This window comes from Burkholderia sp. AU45274 (genome assembly GCF_030482505.1).
Taxonomy (GTDB): Bacteria; Pseudomonadota; Gammaproteobacteria; order Burkholderiales; family Burkholderiaceae; genus Burkholderia.
Map to the genome: position 1 here is coordinate 250681 of NZ_JAUJQE010000002.1, position 17201 is coordinate 267881.

At 67.5% G+C, this 17201-nt stretch carries 17 protein-coding genes and 1 tRNA gene; 7 read left to right on the forward strand and 11 right to left on the reverse strand.

Translation table 11 applies throughout. From position 1 onward, the window contains the following. Positions 1-89: 89 nt before the first annotated feature. The 4 genes from QZM35_RS09950 to ompR form a co-directional block, all read right to left on the reverse strand. Complete coding sequence (locus tag QZM35_RS09950; protein ID WP_011352388.1) at positions 90-617, reverse strand: carboxymuconolactone decarboxylase family protein; 528 nt, start codon at positions 615-617, stop codon at positions 90-92. Between the two features lie 76 nt (positions 618-693). After that, on the reverse strand, positions 694-1242 hold the full coding sequence (locus tag QZM35_RS09955; protein WP_006478563.1) for a peroxiredoxin: 549 nt from the start codon (positions 1240-1242) through the stop codon (positions 694-696). Between the two features lie 189 nt (positions 1243-1431). Next, positions 1432-2793 carry an ATP-binding protein gene (locus QZM35_RS09960; protein WP_174972666.1) on the reverse strand — a complete coding sequence of 454 codons (1362 nt, stop codon included), beginning with the start codon at positions 2791-2793 and terminating at the stop codon, positions 1432-1434. Positions 2794-2833: 40 nt separating this feature from the next. Next, complete coding sequence (ompR, locus tag QZM35_RS09965) at positions 2834-3559, reverse strand: two-component system response regulator OmpR (RefSeq protein ID WP_004199523.1); 726 nt, start codon at positions 3557-3559, stop codon at positions 2834-2836. Between the two features lie 267 nt (positions 3560-3826). On the opposite strand from ompR, the gene QZM35_RS09970 reads away from it, so the two are divergent. The 3 genes from QZM35_RS09970 (at position 3827) to QZM35_RS09980 (ending at position 7028) form a co-directional block, all read left to right on the forward strand. After that, entirely contained in the window at positions 3827-4105 is a 279-nt protein-coding gene (locus tag QZM35_RS09970) for a hypothetical protein (protein ID WP_011352385.1), read from the forward strand. A 132-nt stretch (positions 4106-4237) separates the two neighbouring features. Then, positions 4238-5740, forward strand: coding sequence for a DUF1800 family protein (locus QZM35_RS09975; RefSeq protein ID WP_089431439.1), 1503 nt, complete (start codon positions 4238-4240; stop codon positions 5738-5740). A 67-nt stretch (positions 5741-5807) separates the two neighbouring features. Further along, positions 5808-7028, forward strand: coding sequence for a DUF1501 domain-containing protein (locus QZM35_RS09980; protein ID WP_089431207.1), 1221 nt, complete (start codon positions 5808-5810; stop codon positions 7026-7028). Between the two features lie 17 nt (positions 7029-7045). On the opposite strand, the gene hpnD is transcribed toward QZM35_RS09980, so the two are convergent. Then, a complete protein-coding gene (hpnD, locus tag QZM35_RS09985) occupies positions 7046-7879 on the reverse strand; it encodes a presqualene diphosphate synthase HpnD (protein WP_089425636.1) in 834 nt (277 codons plus the stop codon). Positions 7880-8119: 240 nt separating this feature from the next. Between hpnD and QZM35_RS09990 the strand changes: the two genes are divergently transcribed. Both QZM35_RS09990 and QZM35_RS09995 read left to right on the forward strand, forming a co-directional pair. After that, positions 8120-8206, forward strand: a tRNA-Leu gene (locus QZM35_RS09990). 193 nt (positions 8207-8399) lie between these two features. Beyond that, positions 8400-8693 carry a hypothetical protein gene (locus QZM35_RS09995; RefSeq protein ID WP_089425635.1) on the forward strand — a complete coding sequence of 98 codons (294 nt, stop codon included), beginning with the start codon at positions 8400-8402 and terminating at the stop codon, positions 8691-8693. 104 nt (positions 8694-8797) lie between these two features. Here QZM35_RS09995 and QZM35_RS10000 read toward each other — a convergent pair whose 3' ends face one another. From QZM35_RS10000 to QZM35_RS10015, 4 genes are all read right to left on the reverse strand, one after another. Further along, positions 8798-9028 carry a hypothetical protein gene (locus QZM35_RS10000; protein ID WP_089440309.1) on the reverse strand — a complete coding sequence of 77 codons (231 nt, stop codon included), beginning with the start codon at positions 9026-9028 and terminating at the stop codon, positions 8798-8800. Positions 9029-9142: 114 nt separating this feature from the next. Next, positions 9143-10252: a class II histone deacetylase gene (locus QZM35_RS10005; protein WP_301775858.1), complete on the reverse strand. Its 1110-nt coding sequence runs from the start codon at positions 10250-10252 to the stop codon at positions 9143-9145. Positions 10253-10268: 16 nt separating this feature from the next. Further along, positions 10269-11477, reverse strand: a complete 1209-nt coding sequence (locus QZM35_RS10010) for an MFS transporter (protein WP_301775859.1) — start codon at positions 11475-11477, stop codon at positions 10269-10271. A 20-nt stretch (positions 11478-11497) separates the two neighbouring features. Then, positions 11498-12544, reverse strand: coding sequence for a porin (locus QZM35_RS10015; protein WP_089431201.1), 1047 nt, complete (start codon positions 12542-12544; stop codon positions 11498-11500). Positions 12545-12846: 302 nt separating this feature from the next. Between QZM35_RS10015 and QZM35_RS10020 the strand changes: the two genes are divergently transcribed. Beyond that, on the forward strand, positions 12847-13992 hold the full coding sequence (locus tag QZM35_RS10020) for a helix-turn-helix transcriptional regulator (RefSeq protein WP_174972679.1): 1146 nt from the start codon (positions 12847-12849) through the stop codon (positions 13990-13992). Positions 13993-14101: 109 nt separating this feature from the next. Beyond that, positions 14102-15100, forward strand: a complete 999-nt coding sequence (locus QZM35_RS10025; RefSeq protein ID WP_089431198.1) for a 2-dehydropantoate 2-reductase — start codon at positions 14102-14104, stop codon at positions 15098-15100. Positions 15101-15273: 173 nt separating this feature from the next. On the opposite strand, the gene QZM35_RS10030 is transcribed toward QZM35_RS10025, so the two are convergent. Both QZM35_RS10030 and QZM35_RS10035 read right to left on the reverse strand, forming a co-directional pair. Next, on the reverse strand, positions 15274-15723 hold the full coding sequence (locus QZM35_RS10030; RefSeq protein ID WP_039367176.1) for a MarR family winged helix-turn-helix transcriptional regulator: 450 nt from the start codon (positions 15721-15723) through the stop codon (positions 15274-15276). 62 nt (positions 15724-15785) lie between these two features. Then, on the reverse strand, positions 15786-16931 hold the full coding sequence (locus QZM35_RS10035; RefSeq protein ID WP_089425627.1) for a glycerate kinase: 1146 nt from the start codon (positions 16929-16931) through the stop codon (positions 15786-15788). Between the last annotated feature and the right edge of the window lie 270 nt (positions 16932-17201).

Sequence of the window (17201 nt, forward strand, 5' to 3'; positions counted from 1 at the left end):
GGAAATGAAAAATGCCACGCGGGTGCGTGGCATTTTCGTTTGGCGCGGCGACCGGGCCGGCGCGGTTGCCGGCCGGGTGGTGCAACCGCTTATTCGCCTTCTGCGGCGATCACTTGCGCGGCGGCATTGATCACCGACGCGATACGGCCGACGTCGCGCAGCTGCGTGACGGTCATCCCTTGCTCGTTCTTCAGCAGCGCATAGTGCGACTTCACGCAGAAGTGGCACTTGCCGACGATCGATGCGGCGAGCGCGTACATCTCGAACTTGCGCTTGTCGACGCCACCGTGCGTCGCATACGCGCCCATCCGCAGCTCGGCGCGTTGCGTCTTCAGGTCGGCATCGTCGGCCATCTCGACATACGGATACCAGGTGTTGTTCATCCCCATCAGCGCGGCCGCCGTCAGCACGGCGTTCGTCTCTTCGGGCGACAGGACGCCGGCTTCGCGGATCGTCTTGATGAGCACCGTGCTCTTCGCCGCGATGGCCGCAGCCAGCGCGACGCCCACCGCGTCGGTGCCTTCGAGCGACGAGCGCGAGATCGTGCCGTCGAGGTTCAGGCGAATGTCCTTCGCGTAGTCGGGAATACGTGCCTTAATCGAATCGATGAATTCCATTGATATCTCCTATGGGTTGGCCGTTAAAAAAGCCCGCAGGCAGGACGTGCGCCGCGGGCTTCGTGCATCGATGCGCTTACAGCGTTGCGCCGCCGACTGCACGGTTGCACGGGCACAGTTCGTCCGTTTGCAGGCCGTCCAGAATCCGCAGGACTTCTTCCGGGCTGCGGCCGACGTTCAGGTTGTTCACCGAAACGTGCTGGATCGTGTTGTCCGGATCGACGATGAACGTTGCGCGCAGGGCCACGCCGGCTTCCTTGTCGCGCACGCCGAGCTGGTCGATCAGCTCGCCCTTGACGTCGCCGAACGAGTAGTGGTTCAGCTTGTCGAGGTCCTTGTGCTCACGGCGCCATGCGAGCTTGACGAATTCGTTGTCCGAGCTGCCGCCCAGCAGGACGGCATCGCGCTCTTCGAACTGCTTCGTGAGCTTCGCGAATTCGACGATTTCCGTCGGGCACACGAACGTGAAATCCTTCGGATAGAAGTAGATGATCTTCCACTTGCCCGGGAACGACGCTTCGGTGACGGTCTCGAACGCCGACTGGCCGTTTTCCTCGTGATTGTTGAAGCCCGGCTTCGCGGCTACGACGGTGAAAGCTTCGAGTTTATCGCCCACGGTTTTCATGCGGATACTCCTGTATGAGTTGGGAAGAAGACTGAGTCAAGCTACCTCGGTGCTGCAACGATGATGTGACAGCATGGGCAAAACTATAACACTATTAGTTAGTCGCTTCAATAGATTTTGACTAACGAGCCTCATAGCTTTTTTCAACCGGATCGATAGTGTGCAGCGCAAGAAGCGTGCGCGAGCGCGTCACGCAGTCGCACGCGCCTTGCCGGCGCCGGGGAATTCGACCGTGACTTCGAGGCCCGCTTCCGGGTTGCGGTTGCGCAGCCGCAGCGCGCCGCGATAGCGGCCGACGAGGCGCAGCACGATCGCCATCCCGAGGCCCGTGCCGTCCGCCTTGGTGCGCGCGGTGTCCACGCGGTAGAACGGCCGCATCACGAGCGGCAGCTGATCCTCGGGGATGCCGGGGCCTTCGTCGCTCACCGACAGCTCGACGCGCGCGTGCGACACGCGCGTCTCGAGCGTGATGCGCGACACGCCGTCCTGCGTGCTCTGGCCATACTTGCGCGCGTTCTCGACGAGGTTGCCGATCACGCGGCGCATGTCGGTCTCGTCGGCTTCGATCACCGCGCTCGGCGCGAGCCGCGTGCGGATCTCGACGCCATCCTCGCCCGACACGCGGGCGGCGACTTCCTGCGCGATCGACGACAGATCGACGGGCTCCGGCTTGCGTTGCGACGGGCGGGCGTAGTCGATGAAGGCCGCGATGATGCGATCCATCTGCTCGATGTCGTCGACCATCGCGTCCTTGGTCGCCTGGTCGGACGGGCTCATCTCGGTTTCGAGCCGCAGCCGCGCAAGCGGAGTGCGCAGGTCGTGCGAGATGCCCGCGAGCATCAGCGCGCGGTCGGCCTCGAGCTGCTCGAGGTCACGCACCATCTGGTTGAAGCTGCGATTGGTCTCGGCCGCGACGCCCATCCCGCGCTCGGGCAGCAGCTCGGGTGTCTGGCCCGAGCCGATCTGCCGCGCGGCGAGCGCGAGCCGCGAGAACGGCCGGTTCACCAGACTGGTGATGAACGCGGAGCCGAATAGCGACAACGCGAGCGCGAACAGCCCCCAGCCGGCCCACTGCAGGCCCGTGACGTTGTCGAGCTGGTCGCGGTCGAGCGCGACCCAGTAATCGTCGTCGTCGATCTTGAAGCTGATCCACACGCCGGGAATGTCGTTGACCGACTGCGCGATCACGGTATCGTCGCCGAGGCGGCTGCGGATGTCGTGTTCGATCAGGCGGTTCAGCGATTCGTCGGGCTGCAGCTTGAACTTGTCGGTCTTCTCGCGCGGGTATACGCGCACGCCCTCGTTGCTCTCGAGATCCTGCAGCAGCGCGCGCCGCAAATCGGGATCGGAATAGAGCAGGGCGGTGCGCGTGAGCTTCACGATCGCGACGAGCTGGAGAGCCACGCGCTGCGCACGCGGCTCGCGCTCGATTACGCGAAAGCTCTGGAACCACGCGGCGAGACTGACCGAGATCAGCAGCGCGATCAGCAGGAAGGTGCGCCAGAACAGCCCGCCGAACGCGAGCTGAAGGAGGCGCCGGTCGATACGCATGGGACGGGCCGTGGGCGGGCGAAACCGGAAAGGAAAAAGATCAGGCGGCGCCGTCCGGGATGAACACGTAGCCGAGGCCCCAGACAGTCTGGATGAAGCGCGGGCTGCCCGGATCCGGTTCGATCAGCTTGCGCAGGCGCGAGATCTGCACGTCGAGGCTGCGGTCGAACACTTCGTATTCACGGCCGCGTGCGAGCTCCATCAGCTTTTCGCGCGACAGCGGCTGGCGCGGATGACGCGCGAACACCTTCAGCACCGAGAATTCGCCGGTGGTGAGCGGAATTTCCTGGCCCGACTTCGTCAGCGTGCGCGTCGCGAGGTTCAGCGAGAACTCGCCGAACTCGAACACCTCGGTGGTTTCCGACGGCGCGCCCGGCAGTTCGGCCGGCGCCTGGCGGCGCAGCACCGCATGAATGCGCGCCACGAGTTCGCGCGGGTTGAACGGCTTCGGCAGGTAATCGTCGGCGCCCATCTCGAGGCCGACGATGCGATCCACGTCCTCGCCCTTCGCGGTGAGCATGATGATCGGCGTGCGGTCGTTGCTGCCGCGCAGGCGGCGGCAGATCGACAGGCCGTCTTCGCCCGGGAGCATCAGGTCGAGCACGAGCAGGTCGAAACGCTCGCGTACCCAGAGCTTGTTCATTGCGGTCGCGTTTTCCGCGACGTAGACATTGAAACCCTGCTCGCCGAGATAGCGGCGCAGCAGATCGCGCAGGCGCGGGTCGTCGTCAACGACGAGAATCTTGGAGGGGTTTTTCGTTTCCATGATCGGCATCTTATCGCGAATGGGAATTGACGCACGGCCGCGTATTTTCGTGCGTTACAGTCGGTTACAAAATTTACCCGTAGTGTCGCGCCGAGTAAAGGCAGGCTATAGAGATTCCTTTACTCGAAGCCGAAATTCGGTAGATACTCCCCTGCACTCCATCATCCATCTTTGCACACCCGAATTCCGCAGGGTTTTTCAAGTACCAGAGGTAGCCGGTTGCCGCGTGACGAAGGGAACAAATCGACCAAAGAAGCGAGGACGGTCATGCGATCTGCCCGGATTGCACTGATGCTGACGATCGCGCTTGCCGGTCCGTATGCGTCGAACTTCGCGTATGCGCAGCGCCCCGAGCAGGGCGCATCGTCGCGCAAGCTGCCGCGCGGCAAAGCGCCGCAGTCCGATCGTACCGCCGAGATGACGGTTCGTTCCGCCGTGCCTCCCGATCTCGAACAGCGCCGCCGCGACGGGCACATGACGCCCGAGGAACGCCACCTTTTGCGCCAGCACATCGAAGACGCCGTTCGCGAGCTGTACAAGCGCTGACACGCCGTCTTTCGCCCGGAGCGACATACTTCGCGCGGAAAAGATTCGTAGCAATTTTTCCGTCAACTTTCGCCTGCCGATTGCCGTTGTACCGGCATCCGCACCGCCGGTGCGCTCCGGGAGTCCATGACAATGAAAGCGAACGCTGCCGCACCGGCGCCGTCGCCCGCCATGCAGTCGCCGCTCGATGCGGACGATGCATTGTTTTTCCTGAGTCGTACCGGTTTTTCTCCCGCGCCCGCCGATGTTGCGCGCGTCGTCGGCATGACGCGCGCGCAGGTCGTGGCCGACACGCTCGGCAACGTTCGCCGCGACCCCGTCACGACCTGGCCCGACTGGATCGCCGAGTTGCCGCCGACGCGCGCGCAGCGCCAGGCGCTGACGCCCGACATGCGGCGCGACGAGCAGCGCGAGCGCAACGTTCGGTACGATGCGCTGCGCGCGGCATGGGTCAACGAGATGATCGTCACGCCGTCGCCGCTCACCGAGCGCATGACGCTGTTCTGGCACGGGCACTTCACGTCGGGGCAGGACAAGGTGCCTTACCCGCAGACGATGGCGGCGCAGAACGCGCTGTTTCGCCGCGAGGCGCTCGGCAACTTCGGCGTGCTGCTGCATGCGGTCGCGAAGGATCCGGCGATGCTGCAGTACCTCGATGGCGCGAGCAATCGCAAGGGGCGCCCGAACGAGAATTTCGCGCGCGAGGTGATGGAGCTGTTCACGCTCGGCGAAGGGCATTACACGCAAAACGACGTGACCGAAGCCGCGCGTGCGATGACGGGCTGGACGGTCGACCCCGATACGTATCGCTTCGAGGTTCGGCCGGATCTGCACGACGCCGGCGACAAGACGATCCTCGGCGAAACGGGGCCGTTCGATGGCGACGGCTTTCTCGACATCCTGCTGAAGCGGCCCGGTACCGCGCGTTTCATCGCCGCCAAGCTGTGGCGCGAGTTCGTGTCGGATACGCCCGATCCGGGCGCGCTCGATGCGGTGGCCGAACGGTTTCGTTCGAGCGGCTACGACATTCGCGCGGCGCTCGCCGCGCTGTGGTCGACCGACGCCTTCTGGGATCCTCGCAATCGCGGCGTGCTCGTCAAGTCGCCGGCGGAGTTCGTCGTCGGGTCGGTGCGGCTGTTCGAGGTTTCATACGGCGATCCGCAGATGCTCGCGAACACCGTGCGCACGCTCGGGCAGAACCTGTTCTATCCGCCGAACGTGAAGGGTTGGCCGGGCGGCGCGCTGTGGATCAACAGCACCACGCTGCTCGCGCGCAAGCAGTTCGTCGAGCAACTGTTCCGCGCGACGGAGACGGCCGGCATGCACCCGCCGGCGCATGCGATGGTGCCGCCGCCGAATGCCCGCGCGCATGCGATGCCGGTGGTCGAGACGGCGTCCGCTGCCGGCATGCACGGAACGCCTGCCAAGCCCGCGCGCGCCGGCCTGCGTTTCGACCTCGAGCGCTGGCTTGCGCAATATCGCGCGCGGCCGCAGGCGATCGCCGGTTTGTCGACCGAGCTTCAGTTGCAGCATGCGGTGCTGCAACTGTCGCCGGTCGCGGCGATCGATACGGATTCGACCGGCAGCGCGTATCTCGAGGCGCTGCTGATGGATCCGGCCTATCAACTGAAATGATTCGAACGACGATGAAGCGGGGAGCCGGTGCGGCAAAGGTGTCGGACGGTGAACCAAAGGATGCGCGATGAACCGACGTGATTTTCTGACGCTGACAGGCGCCGCGGCCGCGGCCGGCGTGTCGATGTGGCAGGCGCCTGCGATGGCGGCTGCCGTGGCGCAGGCGGGGCGCCAACCGGCGGCCGGGTACGCGAACGTGCTGATCCTCGTCGAGCTGAAGGGCGGCAATGACGGCCTCAACACGGTGGTGCCGTATGCGGACCCGCTGTATTACCAGTTCCGTCGCAGCATCGGCATCAAGCGCGAGCAGGTGCTGCAACTCGACGCGCACACGGGGCTGCATCCGTCGCTCGCGCCGTTGATGCCGCTGTGGCGCGACGGGCAGGTCGCGGTCGTGCAGGGCGTCGGCTATCCGCAGCCGAACCTGTCGCATTTCCGCTCGATCGAGATCTGGGATACCGCGTCGCGCTCGGATCAGTATCTGCACGAAGGCTGGCTGACGCGCACGTTCGCGCAGGCGCCCGTGCCGCCCGGTTTCGCGGCCGACGGCGTCGTGCTCGGCAGTGCCGAGATGGGGCCGCTCTCGAACGGTGCGCGTGCGATCGCGCTCGTCAATCCCGCGCAGTTCATTCGTGCGGCCCGGCTTGCCGAGCCGTCGTCGCTGCGCGAACAGAACCCCGCGCTCGCCCACATTATCGACGTCGAGAACGACATCGTGAAGGCGGCCGACCGGCTGCGTCCGCGCGGCGGGATGCGTGAATTCAGGACCGCCTTTCCGGCCGGCGCGTTCGGCACGTCGGTCAAGACCGCGATGCAGGTGCTGGCTGCGTGCGAAGCGTCCGGCCCGGGTGCGCAGGATGGCGTCGCGGTGCTGCGTCTGACGCTCAACGGCTTCGATACGCACCAGAACCAGCCGGGGCAGCAGGCTGCGCTGCTCAAGCAGTTCGCGGAAGGGATGAGCGCGATGCGCGGCGCGTTGATCGAACTCGGGCGCTGGAACCAGACGCTCGTGATGACGTATGCGGAATTCGGGCGGCGCGTGCGCGAGAACCAGAGCAACGGCACCGATCACGGCACGGCCGCGCCGCATTTCGTGATGGGCGGGCGCGTAGCCGGCGGGTTGTACGGTGCGCCGCCGGCGCTCGGTCGGCTCGACGGCAACGGCAACCTGCCCGTCGCGGTCGATTTCCGCCAGCTCTACGCGACCGTGCTCGGGCCATGGTGGGGGCTCGACGCGACCCGCGTGCTGCAGCAGCGCTTCGATACGCTGCCGTTGTTGAAGGCGTGAGGCGTGAGGCGTGAGGATCAGCGGCGGCGTGCGGTACGCCACGCGATCCACAGCTTGCGGATCGGCGTCAGCGCGATGCGCTGATGCAGCACCTGGTAGCCGTCGCGCGCGATTTCGTCGAGCAGCGAGCCGGCCAGCGCGATCTGCGCGCGCAGCGTGCGCTGGGCGCGGCGTTCCGATGCCGGGATCGCCGCTTCGGCGGCCACGAGCGCTTCGCGCGCGCGGGCCGTCTGGAATTGCAGCAATTCGGTGAAGGCCGGGCTGTAGCGGCGGTTCAGCAGATCGGCCGCGGTCACGTTGTAACGCTGCAGTTCGTCGATCGGCAGATAGATGCGGCCGTGGCGTGCGTCGTTGCCGAGATCCTGCACGAACTGCGCGAGCATCAGCGCGCGGCCGGCGTCCGCGGCCCACGGTTGCGGATCCGCCGGGTTTGGCGAACTTGCGCGCGCGACCAGCGACGCGAAGGTGCCGCCGACCTGTGCGATATAGCGCTGCAGGTTCGCGAAATCGAGGTAGCGCGCCTGTTCGAGATCCATCCCGTAACCGTTGACGAGCGTACGCAATGCATCGGCCTCGGCGGCGATCGCCGGATGATGCTGCGCGAGCGCCTTCGTGACCGGGTGCGATGGCTGCCCGTCGGCCAGCGCCGCGAGTTCCTTGTGCCACCACGCGAGCTTCGTGTGTCCGACGGTCGGGTCGCTGGTTTCCTTGACGGTTTCCTCGAGTTCGCGGCGCAGCGCGAACAGCGCGGTCAGGCGCGGCTGCGTGGCGTGCGGCGCCTGACGCAGCGCGTAGTAGACGCTGGAGCCCGCAGGGGCGGCCTTTTGCTGACAGTAGTCGTCGAAGTTCACGGGCGGAATCGTGTGGGGGGCGGGTTCGGGGGACGCGCGGCGGCGCGGTGCCGAAACGTTGAGCGCGGCATTCTAGCATCGCTGCACGACGGGTGCCGGCAGGGGCGAGACAAGCCCGTGCGGATCGGGTAGAATCTCGCGCTCGCCTGATCGGGCGTGCTGGTTACAAACCAACCGGCGCGATGTCCCGGGCGCGTGGTCACGCATCTTTCGTGCCGCGTGGTCAGGCGACAGAAATGCGCGTGAGTGGCGAAATTGGTAGACGCACCAGGTTTAGGTCCTGACGCCCGCAAGGGTGTGCCGGTTCGAGTCCGGCCTCACGCACCAGAAGTCGAATGCGCCTCAGTGAGGGGCCGTTCACCCAAAAGCGCTGTCGGTCGATTGACCGCAGCGCTTTTTTGTTGATGTCGGTGCTTTTCCCGGCACGAGCGCCGGGGCAAGCGGTGCGCGAATATTCGTGCCGCGTGTAATATCGTGTTCGCTTTCCCTATAAGAAACACAATTACGCCGAGGGCCATCGATGAAAAACACCGTCCGCGTTCCGATTTCCGTACTGGCGCTGATACTCGCTGCGCCGGCATTTGCCACGACGCCCGCCGACAACGTAGCCTGGAGCGCAAAGCCAGTGCAGCGGTTCGTCATGCCCCCGGAGTGTTACGCCTACTCGAAGCGGCAGATTTCGAGTGATGAGTCGCTGACGACGGAACGTGTGCTGATAGCGGCCGCCAGGTTCCTGACCGGCACCGGGCCCACCCTCGTCATCGGCGGGAATCGGGGCACAGTCCCCGATCCGTGTGCGTCCTCCGGCCTGTGACCGGCCCGCAAGCGAACCGCGGGAATTCCCGCTTCATCTGAAACAAGCCGGATACCAGCGCCGCGCGTCGCCCGACCCGCGGCGCTGCGTCATTCCAGGCATGCCTATTCCCAGAAGCTCCGGATCGCGACCGCCACGATCACCGGCACCGAGAACACCAGCGGGATCGCGAAATATTGCGCTTCGCGATCGACGACCCAGCTATAGATCACCCACGCCGCGCCGATCGCGAACGTGATGAGGCCGACCGTCACGGCGGCGATGTTCAGGACCAGCTTCGAAGGCTGGCGGCGCGTCTTGGCATCGTCATTGTGATCGCGCGGGGACGATTTCATCGGAAGAGTGCGGCTTCGGGCCGGAACGGGGATAAAAGCACAGGAAACCCCATCCGCATCGATCGCGCAAGAGGGCCGGCGCCGGCCGGCCCTCGTCGCGTCCGCCGGCGCGCGCTACAACCCGAACGACGTAGCCAGTTCGTCGAGCAATTCGCGCTGGAACGCAACGAACCGTGCGCCCGGCTGCTGCGCGATCGCGAGGTCGAGCATCGGATCGGCGACGTCGGTGCGAACACCCGCCAGCGCCTCGACGATCGCGAGCCCGCAGAACGGCACGTACGCCTCCGAATAGCCGCCTTCGTGCACGATCACGAGCCGCCCGCCGCAATGGCGTTGCGCGGCCTCCTTCACCGCATGCGTCATGAACCGATAGCTGTCGGTATGCAACTGCATGCGTGCGAGCGGATCGACCGCGCTTGCGTCGAGGCCGCTCGCGACGATGATCAGCTCGGGCCGGAAACGCTCGAGCGCCGGCAGCACGATTCGTTCGAACGCGTAGCGATACGCATCGTCGCCGCTGCCCGCGAGCAGCGGCACGTTCAGGTTCGCGCCGACGCCTGCGCCTTCGCCGCGGTCGTCGGCACCGCTGTAGCCGGGCGGGAAGCAGCGGTCCTGATGCAGCGAGATCGTCAGCGTGTCCGCATCGTCGTAGTAGATCGACTGCGTGCCGTTGCCGTGGTGCACGTCCCAGTCGATCACCGCGACGCGCTCGATGCCGTGTTTCGCACGGGCGGCCTCGATCGCGATCGGGATGTTCGCCAGCAGGCAGAAGCCCATCGGGCGATCGCGCAGGCAATGATGGCCGGGCGGCCGCGACAGCGAGAAGGCGTTCGTCGCACGTTCGCCGAGGACCGTATCGACGGCCGCGATCGCGAGTCCGGCCGACAGCGCAGCGATCTCGTAGCTGCCCTTGCCGAACGGCGCGAGATCGCCGAGGTCGCCGCCGTTCGCGTCGCTGAGTGCGCGGAACGCGTCGAGATAGTGTGCGGGATGAATGCGCAGCAGATCGGCGGTCGAGGCCGGCTCGGCGCCGCGCAGGTCGAGCTGCGCGGCCAGGTCCGAGGCCTGCACGAGCGACAGGAAGCGGCGCTTCGAATCGGGCGATTCCGCGTAGCCCGCGCTCGACGGCGGCTGGACCCAGCCGCCGACCGGGAAGAACAGCGCGTGCGTGCCGCCGGTGTGCCAGAAAGTGCGTTCGTCGGTGAAGAAGGCAGTGCGATTCATGGATGTGCTTGACCTGTCACGGTTGGGTGGAAATGGAAGGGCGCGTGCGGCGATCGATGTGGCGCAACGCGGCGAAAGACACGATCGCGACGGCCGTCGCGGCCGTGAACAGCGCGCGCATCGTGCCGCCCGCATCGAGCATCAGCCCGGCGAGCAGCGGGCCGGCCGCGAGGCCCGCGCCGATCACGAAATTGAGCGTGGCCACGAGGCGGCCCGACGTGTCGATCTGCGCGACGGTCGCGAGGACGAACGGCAGGACGAACGTCCACGCGAACTTGAACGCGAAGATCGCCGCGCTGTAGCCGCCGGCGTGCCGCATGACCGCGAGCGCGACGAGCGAGGCCGCCAGCAGCGCGTAACCGGCCGCGAGCATCGCGCGCCGCGCGAGCCGGCCGCCTGCGCACGACGCGAGCGCCGCACCGGCGATCCCCATCACGCTTGCGATCGCGAGTACGTTGCCGGTCGACTGCGGATCGAGCCCGGCTTCGGTCGCGGCGCGGCTGGCGAACGTCCACACGCTGCCGATCGCGAGATAGAACGTCAGCACCGCGCCGATCGCGAGCACGACGAAGCTTTGCGGTGTCTGCGCCGCAGCGTTGCGCGCGTTCTGCGCGGGTGTGGCTCGCGTGCCCAGCGTGGACGGAAAGCCGCGCGACAGCGGCGCCGCGACCAGCGCGAGCGCGGCGAGTGCGACATACAGCGCGCGCAACCCGAACGCAGCGAACACATGCGGCAGCACGAACAGGCCGATCGCGCCCGCGATCAACTGGCCGATGACCCACAGGCCGTACACGCGGTCGCTGTTCTCGCTCGTCGCGGCGCTCGTCATGCAGAGCACCATCAGCGAGCCGCCGCCGAGCGCGGTGACGGCGCGCAGCGCGAGCAGCGCGACGAAGCCCGGCATCCACAGCGCGGTCAGCAGGTTGCCCGCGCCGAACAGCGCGATGGCGAACGCGGCGACGCGGCGCGCGTCGACCCGGCCGAGCCACAGGTACGACGGCACGGTCGCGAGGCTGAACGCGCCGAGTTCGACGAAGAAGTAGGTGCCGATCTGCGACGCGGACAGCCCGAGCTGCGTCGCGAGCTGGCCCGCGACGGCGGGTGCCACGAGCAGCAGCAGCGGCGTGATGGCCGCGAATACGACGAGCGCGACGAGCGTCGAGCGCGCGAAGGTCGATGCACGGCCGTCGGACGGGAGTGCGGCATCCGGTGAAAGGGTTTTCATGGCGGGTTCTCGTGTGGGGATCAGAACAGGTGGTACATGCCGACCATCGCGCCGAACTGCGATGCGCCGGCGAGCGGCGTCGGGTCGTATTCGTAGACGGTCTGCGAACTCTGGCCGCTGTTGCGTGCGTAGCCGAGGTTCACGTAGGCGACGGTGCGTTTCGACAGCGCATACGTGGTGCTCGCGATGAACAGCGTCGGGTGGCCGATTGCCGGCGTGCGCGAGTCGGTGTGGTAGACGCCCGCGTTCAGGCCGATCTCGCTCGACATCTGGTAGCGCGCACCGCCCCAGACGATCGTGCGTGCCGCGTCGAGATCGCCGGTCAGGCGTTCGACGCCCGCATAGACGGTGAGCGGCAGTGTGGCGAACGCATAGCGCGCGGCGAGCGTGCCGAGCTCGCGGCGGCGCGCCGACGTGTCGTCGGCCGCCGAAACCTCGCCATGTGCCTGATGCAGTACCGCGCTGACCGACAAGCCGTTGCTCGTGAACTGGCCGCCGAGTTCGAGCACGCGTCCGGCGCGCGTATTGCCGGCGACGCCGGACGTCGCGGCAAGCGCCTCCACGTCGAAGCCGGCGAACGTCGGCGACTGGTACTTGACCGAGTGATCGATGAAGTTCGCGGTCATCGGCACGATGACGCCCTGGCCGCTGTACGACGCATACCAGAGCGGGTCGTAGAACAGCGTCTTGTCGAACAGCACGCTGAACTGCCGGCCGAGCGTGACGGTGCCGACGGGCCCCGCGAGGCCGACGTACGCACCGCGGAAGAAGGCATAGCCGGGCACGGTCGCGGTGCCGTCGTTGAGGTTGAGGCCCTGTTCGAGCTTGAACAGCGCACGCCAGCCGCCGCCGAGATCCTCGTGACCCTTCAGCCCGATCTGCGAAGGCAGGATGCCGTAGTTCTGCAGTTGAACGGCCGAGTGGCGCCCGTCGGCATGCGTCAGGTATTGCACGCCGGCGTCGAGCGCGCCGTACAGCGTGAGACTCGACTGCGCGTGCGCGGCAGCGCTGCACGCGGCAAGCGTCGCGACGGCCGCGGCCGTGCGGATGAAGCGGGGTTTCGTCACGTGGGGTTCTCCATACCGTCCTGCATCGGTTTGTCGTTGGTGTCGTCGCGACGCAGTGTCCGCAGCGGGAAAACCTTCGAACAGTCGTACAGATGAACGGTGTGGAAAACCCGTGGTGCGCGACACACAAGCGGCGAGTAGCCGTGGCGCGGCGTGCTGCGGAGCAGCAACGTGCCGTGCACCGTTCAAATGGATGGGGCTGGCGCCCGTTCCGGCACCGTGGCCCGTCAAAAAAGCCGATCGCTATAATCGATCGGTGTCGTTGCGCACATCAGCAGCCCGAACGGGCAGGGGAGCGGAAGGTGAGGATCACGACGGATTTCGGGCAGGATCTCGATGCGCTGCGCGACGTGCCGGCCGCCATCGTGCTCGACGACTTCGCCTGGCCGCCGCTGCCGTCCCGGCGCGCCGATTTCGACGGTGTCACGCGCGGTGATGCATCGCAGCGCGAACTCGGGCTGATGCTGCTCGACCTGTACGCGGTTGCCGCACGGTCCGGCATCGGCGAATTCGAATACCGCTTCTTTTCGCTGCTGCAGGCGCTCGTCCCGTTCGACGCCGCATGGACGGGCGTCGCGACTCACGTGCCGACCGGCCCGGTGATGCACAACAGCTTCCTGTACCGTCTGCCGCACGCATTCTTCAGCGACTGGAAGCGCGTGCGCGATTGCGACCCGCTCGCGCACCGCACGCTGCGCGGCGCGCATGGCCATGCGGTGCGGCTGTCGGTCGTCGAACCGGGGCTCGATGCCCGGTTTCGCGACTGGTGCGTGAAGTACGGGCTCGCACAACTGATGTGCGTGTGCACGCTCGATCGCCGGTTCGGCCTGACGACGTTCATGTCGATCTACCGCCAGGGCCTGAATCGCCCGTTCAGCGATGACGATGCACGCCGCTTCGAGGAAGTGATTCCGCATCTCGCGGCGGCGCTGACGATCAATCGCGCCGCGCAACTCACGCGCGAACGCGGCGAAACGGTCGCGCCGGCGGCGCGTGCACTGTGCGACAACTTCGGCGTGCTTCACCATGCCGATCACGGTTTCGACGACGTGCTGCGCACCGAATGGCCGGCATGGGCCGGTGCGCGCGTGCCGGAGCCGCTCGTCGCGCATTTGCGGCGCCAGTCGGGCCAGCCGTTCGTCGGCGATGCGCTGCGAATCCAGTGCGTGCCGGTTGCGGGCCTGTTCCAGATCGAGGCGCGGCCGCGCTCGCTGCTCGACCGGCTGAGCCCGCGCGAGCTCGCGGCGATCCGCTATTACGGCGCAGGGCGCTCGCACAAGGAAGTCGCGCAACAGATGGCGATTTCGCCGACGACCGTGCGCCACTACCTGCGCTGCGCGTACCGCAAGCTCGGCATGCACGACAAGAGCCAGATCGCCGGCGTGCTCGGCGCAACGGGCAGTGCGGCCGACGACGAGCCGGTGGAAGCCGGTGGCGAGTCGCGCTGAATTGCGCTGAGTCGCACGACCGCCGCACGTTGCATGCGGTCACGCGAATGGTTGTGCCCGCAACTATTGAGCGTTATGCTCGTCAGCTCCCAGGAGACGGAATTCCATCATGAACGACACGAATTCAGGGTCGGTGCGCGCGGCGGTGGTCGGGGTCGGCGCGATCGGCGGGTTGCTCGCGGCCGCGCTGTCGCGGGCCGGCATGACCGTGAGCGCGTATGCGCGTGGCGCGACGCTCGATGCGCTGAATGCGCACGGCGTGCGTGTGATCGACGAGGCGGGCGAGACAGCGTCGGTTCCGGTGCGGGCGAGCGACGATGCGGCCGCGCTCGGGGTCCAGGACTACGTGGTGATCGCCCTGAAGGCGCAGGCGTTGCCGGCGCTGGCCGCGCGCATCGCGCCGCTGGTCGGGCCGGACACCGTGATCGTCGCGGCGATGAACGGCCTGCCGTGGTGGTTCACGCACGGGCTCGAAGGGGCGCTCGACGGCGTGTCGCTCGATGCGGTCGATCCGGCCGGCGCGGTGTCGGCGGCGTTGCCGCCGGCGCAGGCGATCGGTTGCGTCGTGCACCTGTCGTCGAGTACCGACGCGCCGGGCATCGTGCGCCGTGGGCGCGGCAACCGGCTGATCGTCGGTGCGCCCGATCCGCGGCTTGACGTCGCCACGGCCCGGTTCGCCGCGGCGCTCGCCGCGGGCGGTTTCGACGTCGAGTCGACGCCCGCGATCCGGACCGAGATCTGGACGAAGCTGTGGGGCAACATGAACATGAATCCACTGAGCGCGCTGACGGGCTCGACGGCCGAGCAGCTGCTCGATGATCCGTTCACGCAGGATCTCGCGCTGCGGATGATGGAGGAGGCGGCCGCGATCGGCGCGAGGCTCGGTCTGTCGACGGGCATGAGCGGGCCCGAGCGGATCGCGGTCACGCGCAAGCTCGGCGCGTTCAAGACGTCGATGCTGCAGGATTTCGAAGCGGGGCGCGCGCTCGAGATCGGGCCGATCCTCGGCGTGTTCCCTGAACTCGGGCGCAAGCTCGGCGTGCCGACCCCGTATTGCGACGCGGTACTCGGGCTGTTGCGCCAGCGCGCGGCGAACAGCGGGCTGTAGCGCGGGCGGGGCCGCTGCATGCGCGACGCCGGCGAGACGGAGCGCTGCAGTCCGTTTGCATCGCGACGCGCCGCATGACGCAAAGCGGGCCGCCCGCGTCGCCGGTGAGGCGACCGGGGCGGCCCGTCAAATTCGTCGGATCAATACTGCGGGCGCCGTGCCCGCGTCGCGGCTCAGTCGTCCCGCTCGGTCGCGTGCGCGACGACCTTGTCGAGCAGGCGTTCGAACGTCTGGCGTTCGCTGTCGGACAGGCACGCAAGCAAGCCGTCGTTCCACTTGCGCACGATCGGCATGATCTTGCGATGCAGCGCGCGGCCGTCGGCGGTCAGCGCGATCAGCACGATCCGGCCATCCTCCTCGCTTGCGCTGCGCTCGAGCAGCCCCTGGCGCAGCAGCGCCTCGGCTGCCCGGCTCGCCTGGCTCTTGTCGAGATTGGTGTGGCGTGCGAGATCCATGATCGAGAATGGGCCGAAGGCGCCGACGGCGGCGATCACGCGCGCCTCGGGCAGCGAGATGTCGAGCTTGTGCCGGTACACCTCGCCGATCCCGCGGTCGGATCGCTTCGTGAGCGCGTGGAGGCGATAGGTCAGAAACTGATCGAGCCCGGCTTGACGGCCTTTCATGTCGAATCCTGAAGAAAAAGGGCGGGCCCGATTGTTCCTGTATCGCGCGCTCGGGTCAACGGTCAGTGTGCGCCGTACTTCAGGCGTGTCAATTGCTCCGCTTCGTTCGCGAGCAGATTGGCCGCGTCGCGGATCGCGACGTCGAGCGTGATCGGCCCGGGAGCCGGCGAGAAGCAGCCGGAAAAATGTTCGGACAGGCGCGGCAGCGCCGCCGGGTCGACCGCCCCCGACAGCAGCGACGCCGGCACGCCGGCGGCCTGCGCGTGGCGGCACGCGATGAACGGCGCCTTGCCATGCAGCGTCTGCACGTCCGAGCGGCCTTCGCCGGTGATCAGCCAGTCGGCGCCGGTGAGCGCCGCATCGAGGCCGACCTGCCGCGCGACCACTTCGGCGCCCGCTTCGAACTGCGCGCCGAGCATGTGCAGCGCGAAACCGAGGCCGCCTGCCGCGCCGGCCCCCGGCAGGTCGCGGCTGCGACGGTCGAGGGCGGCTTCGAGGAGGTCGGCGAAGCGGGCGAGGGCGGCGTCGAGGGTCGCAACCTGCCCGGGCGTCACGCCCTTTTGCGGGCCGAACACGGCGGTCGCGCCGTGCGCGCCCGTCAGCGGGTTGTCGACGTCGGACATGCCGATGAATTCCGTTTCCTTCAGCCGCGGGTCGAGCCCCGACGCGTCGATGCGCGCGATATCGGCGAGCCGCGACGGCACGGGCTCGACCGGCTGGCCAGCCGCGTCGAAGCACTGCAGGCCGAGGCCCGCGAGCAGCCCGGCGCCCGCGTCGTTGGTGCTGCTGCCGCCGAGCGCGACGAAGAAGCGGCGCACGCCTTCGTCGAGCAGCGTGCGGATCGCCTCGCCCATCCCGCGCGTGCTGCGCGCGTCGACCGGCACGCTCATGCCGACCGGATCCGTAATGCCGACGATCTCCGCCGTCTCGACGATCGCGGTGCGCGCGTCGATCACGCCGACCGCCGCATCGCGTGCCGCGAGCGACGCGCCGGCCACCCGCAGTGCGCGCCGCGTGCCGCCGCCTGCCAGCATCGCGTCGAGCGTGCCTTCGCCGCCGTCGGCCATCGGGCAGCAGCGCACGACGGCGTCGGGCCGGGCCCGGCGGATGCCGGTGGCGATCGCGTCCGCGACCTGCTCGGCGGAAAGCGAGCCTTTGAACGAATCGGGCGCGATGACGACGACAGGCGCGGACGGGTGTTGCGGCATGGTGTCTCCGGAAGGCGTGATTGGTGTGAAGAATGGCGGGGCCGCGACGGCGGCGACCCTTCAATTGGAGCTTACAGGATGGCGGGCCCGTGGTGGATACGGCGTTCGGCATAGCGGCGATCCGCTTGCATTGCCGTGCAAAGGGCGGTTGACGCGGCGCGGACGCATGCGTGTCGCGCCGATCTGGCGGTGTGATGAAAATTGTTTGCTAGAATAGTCGATTCTTCCGGCCAAAGCCGTGCTCCGAGCCGCTTGCGCTAGCCATCCGGC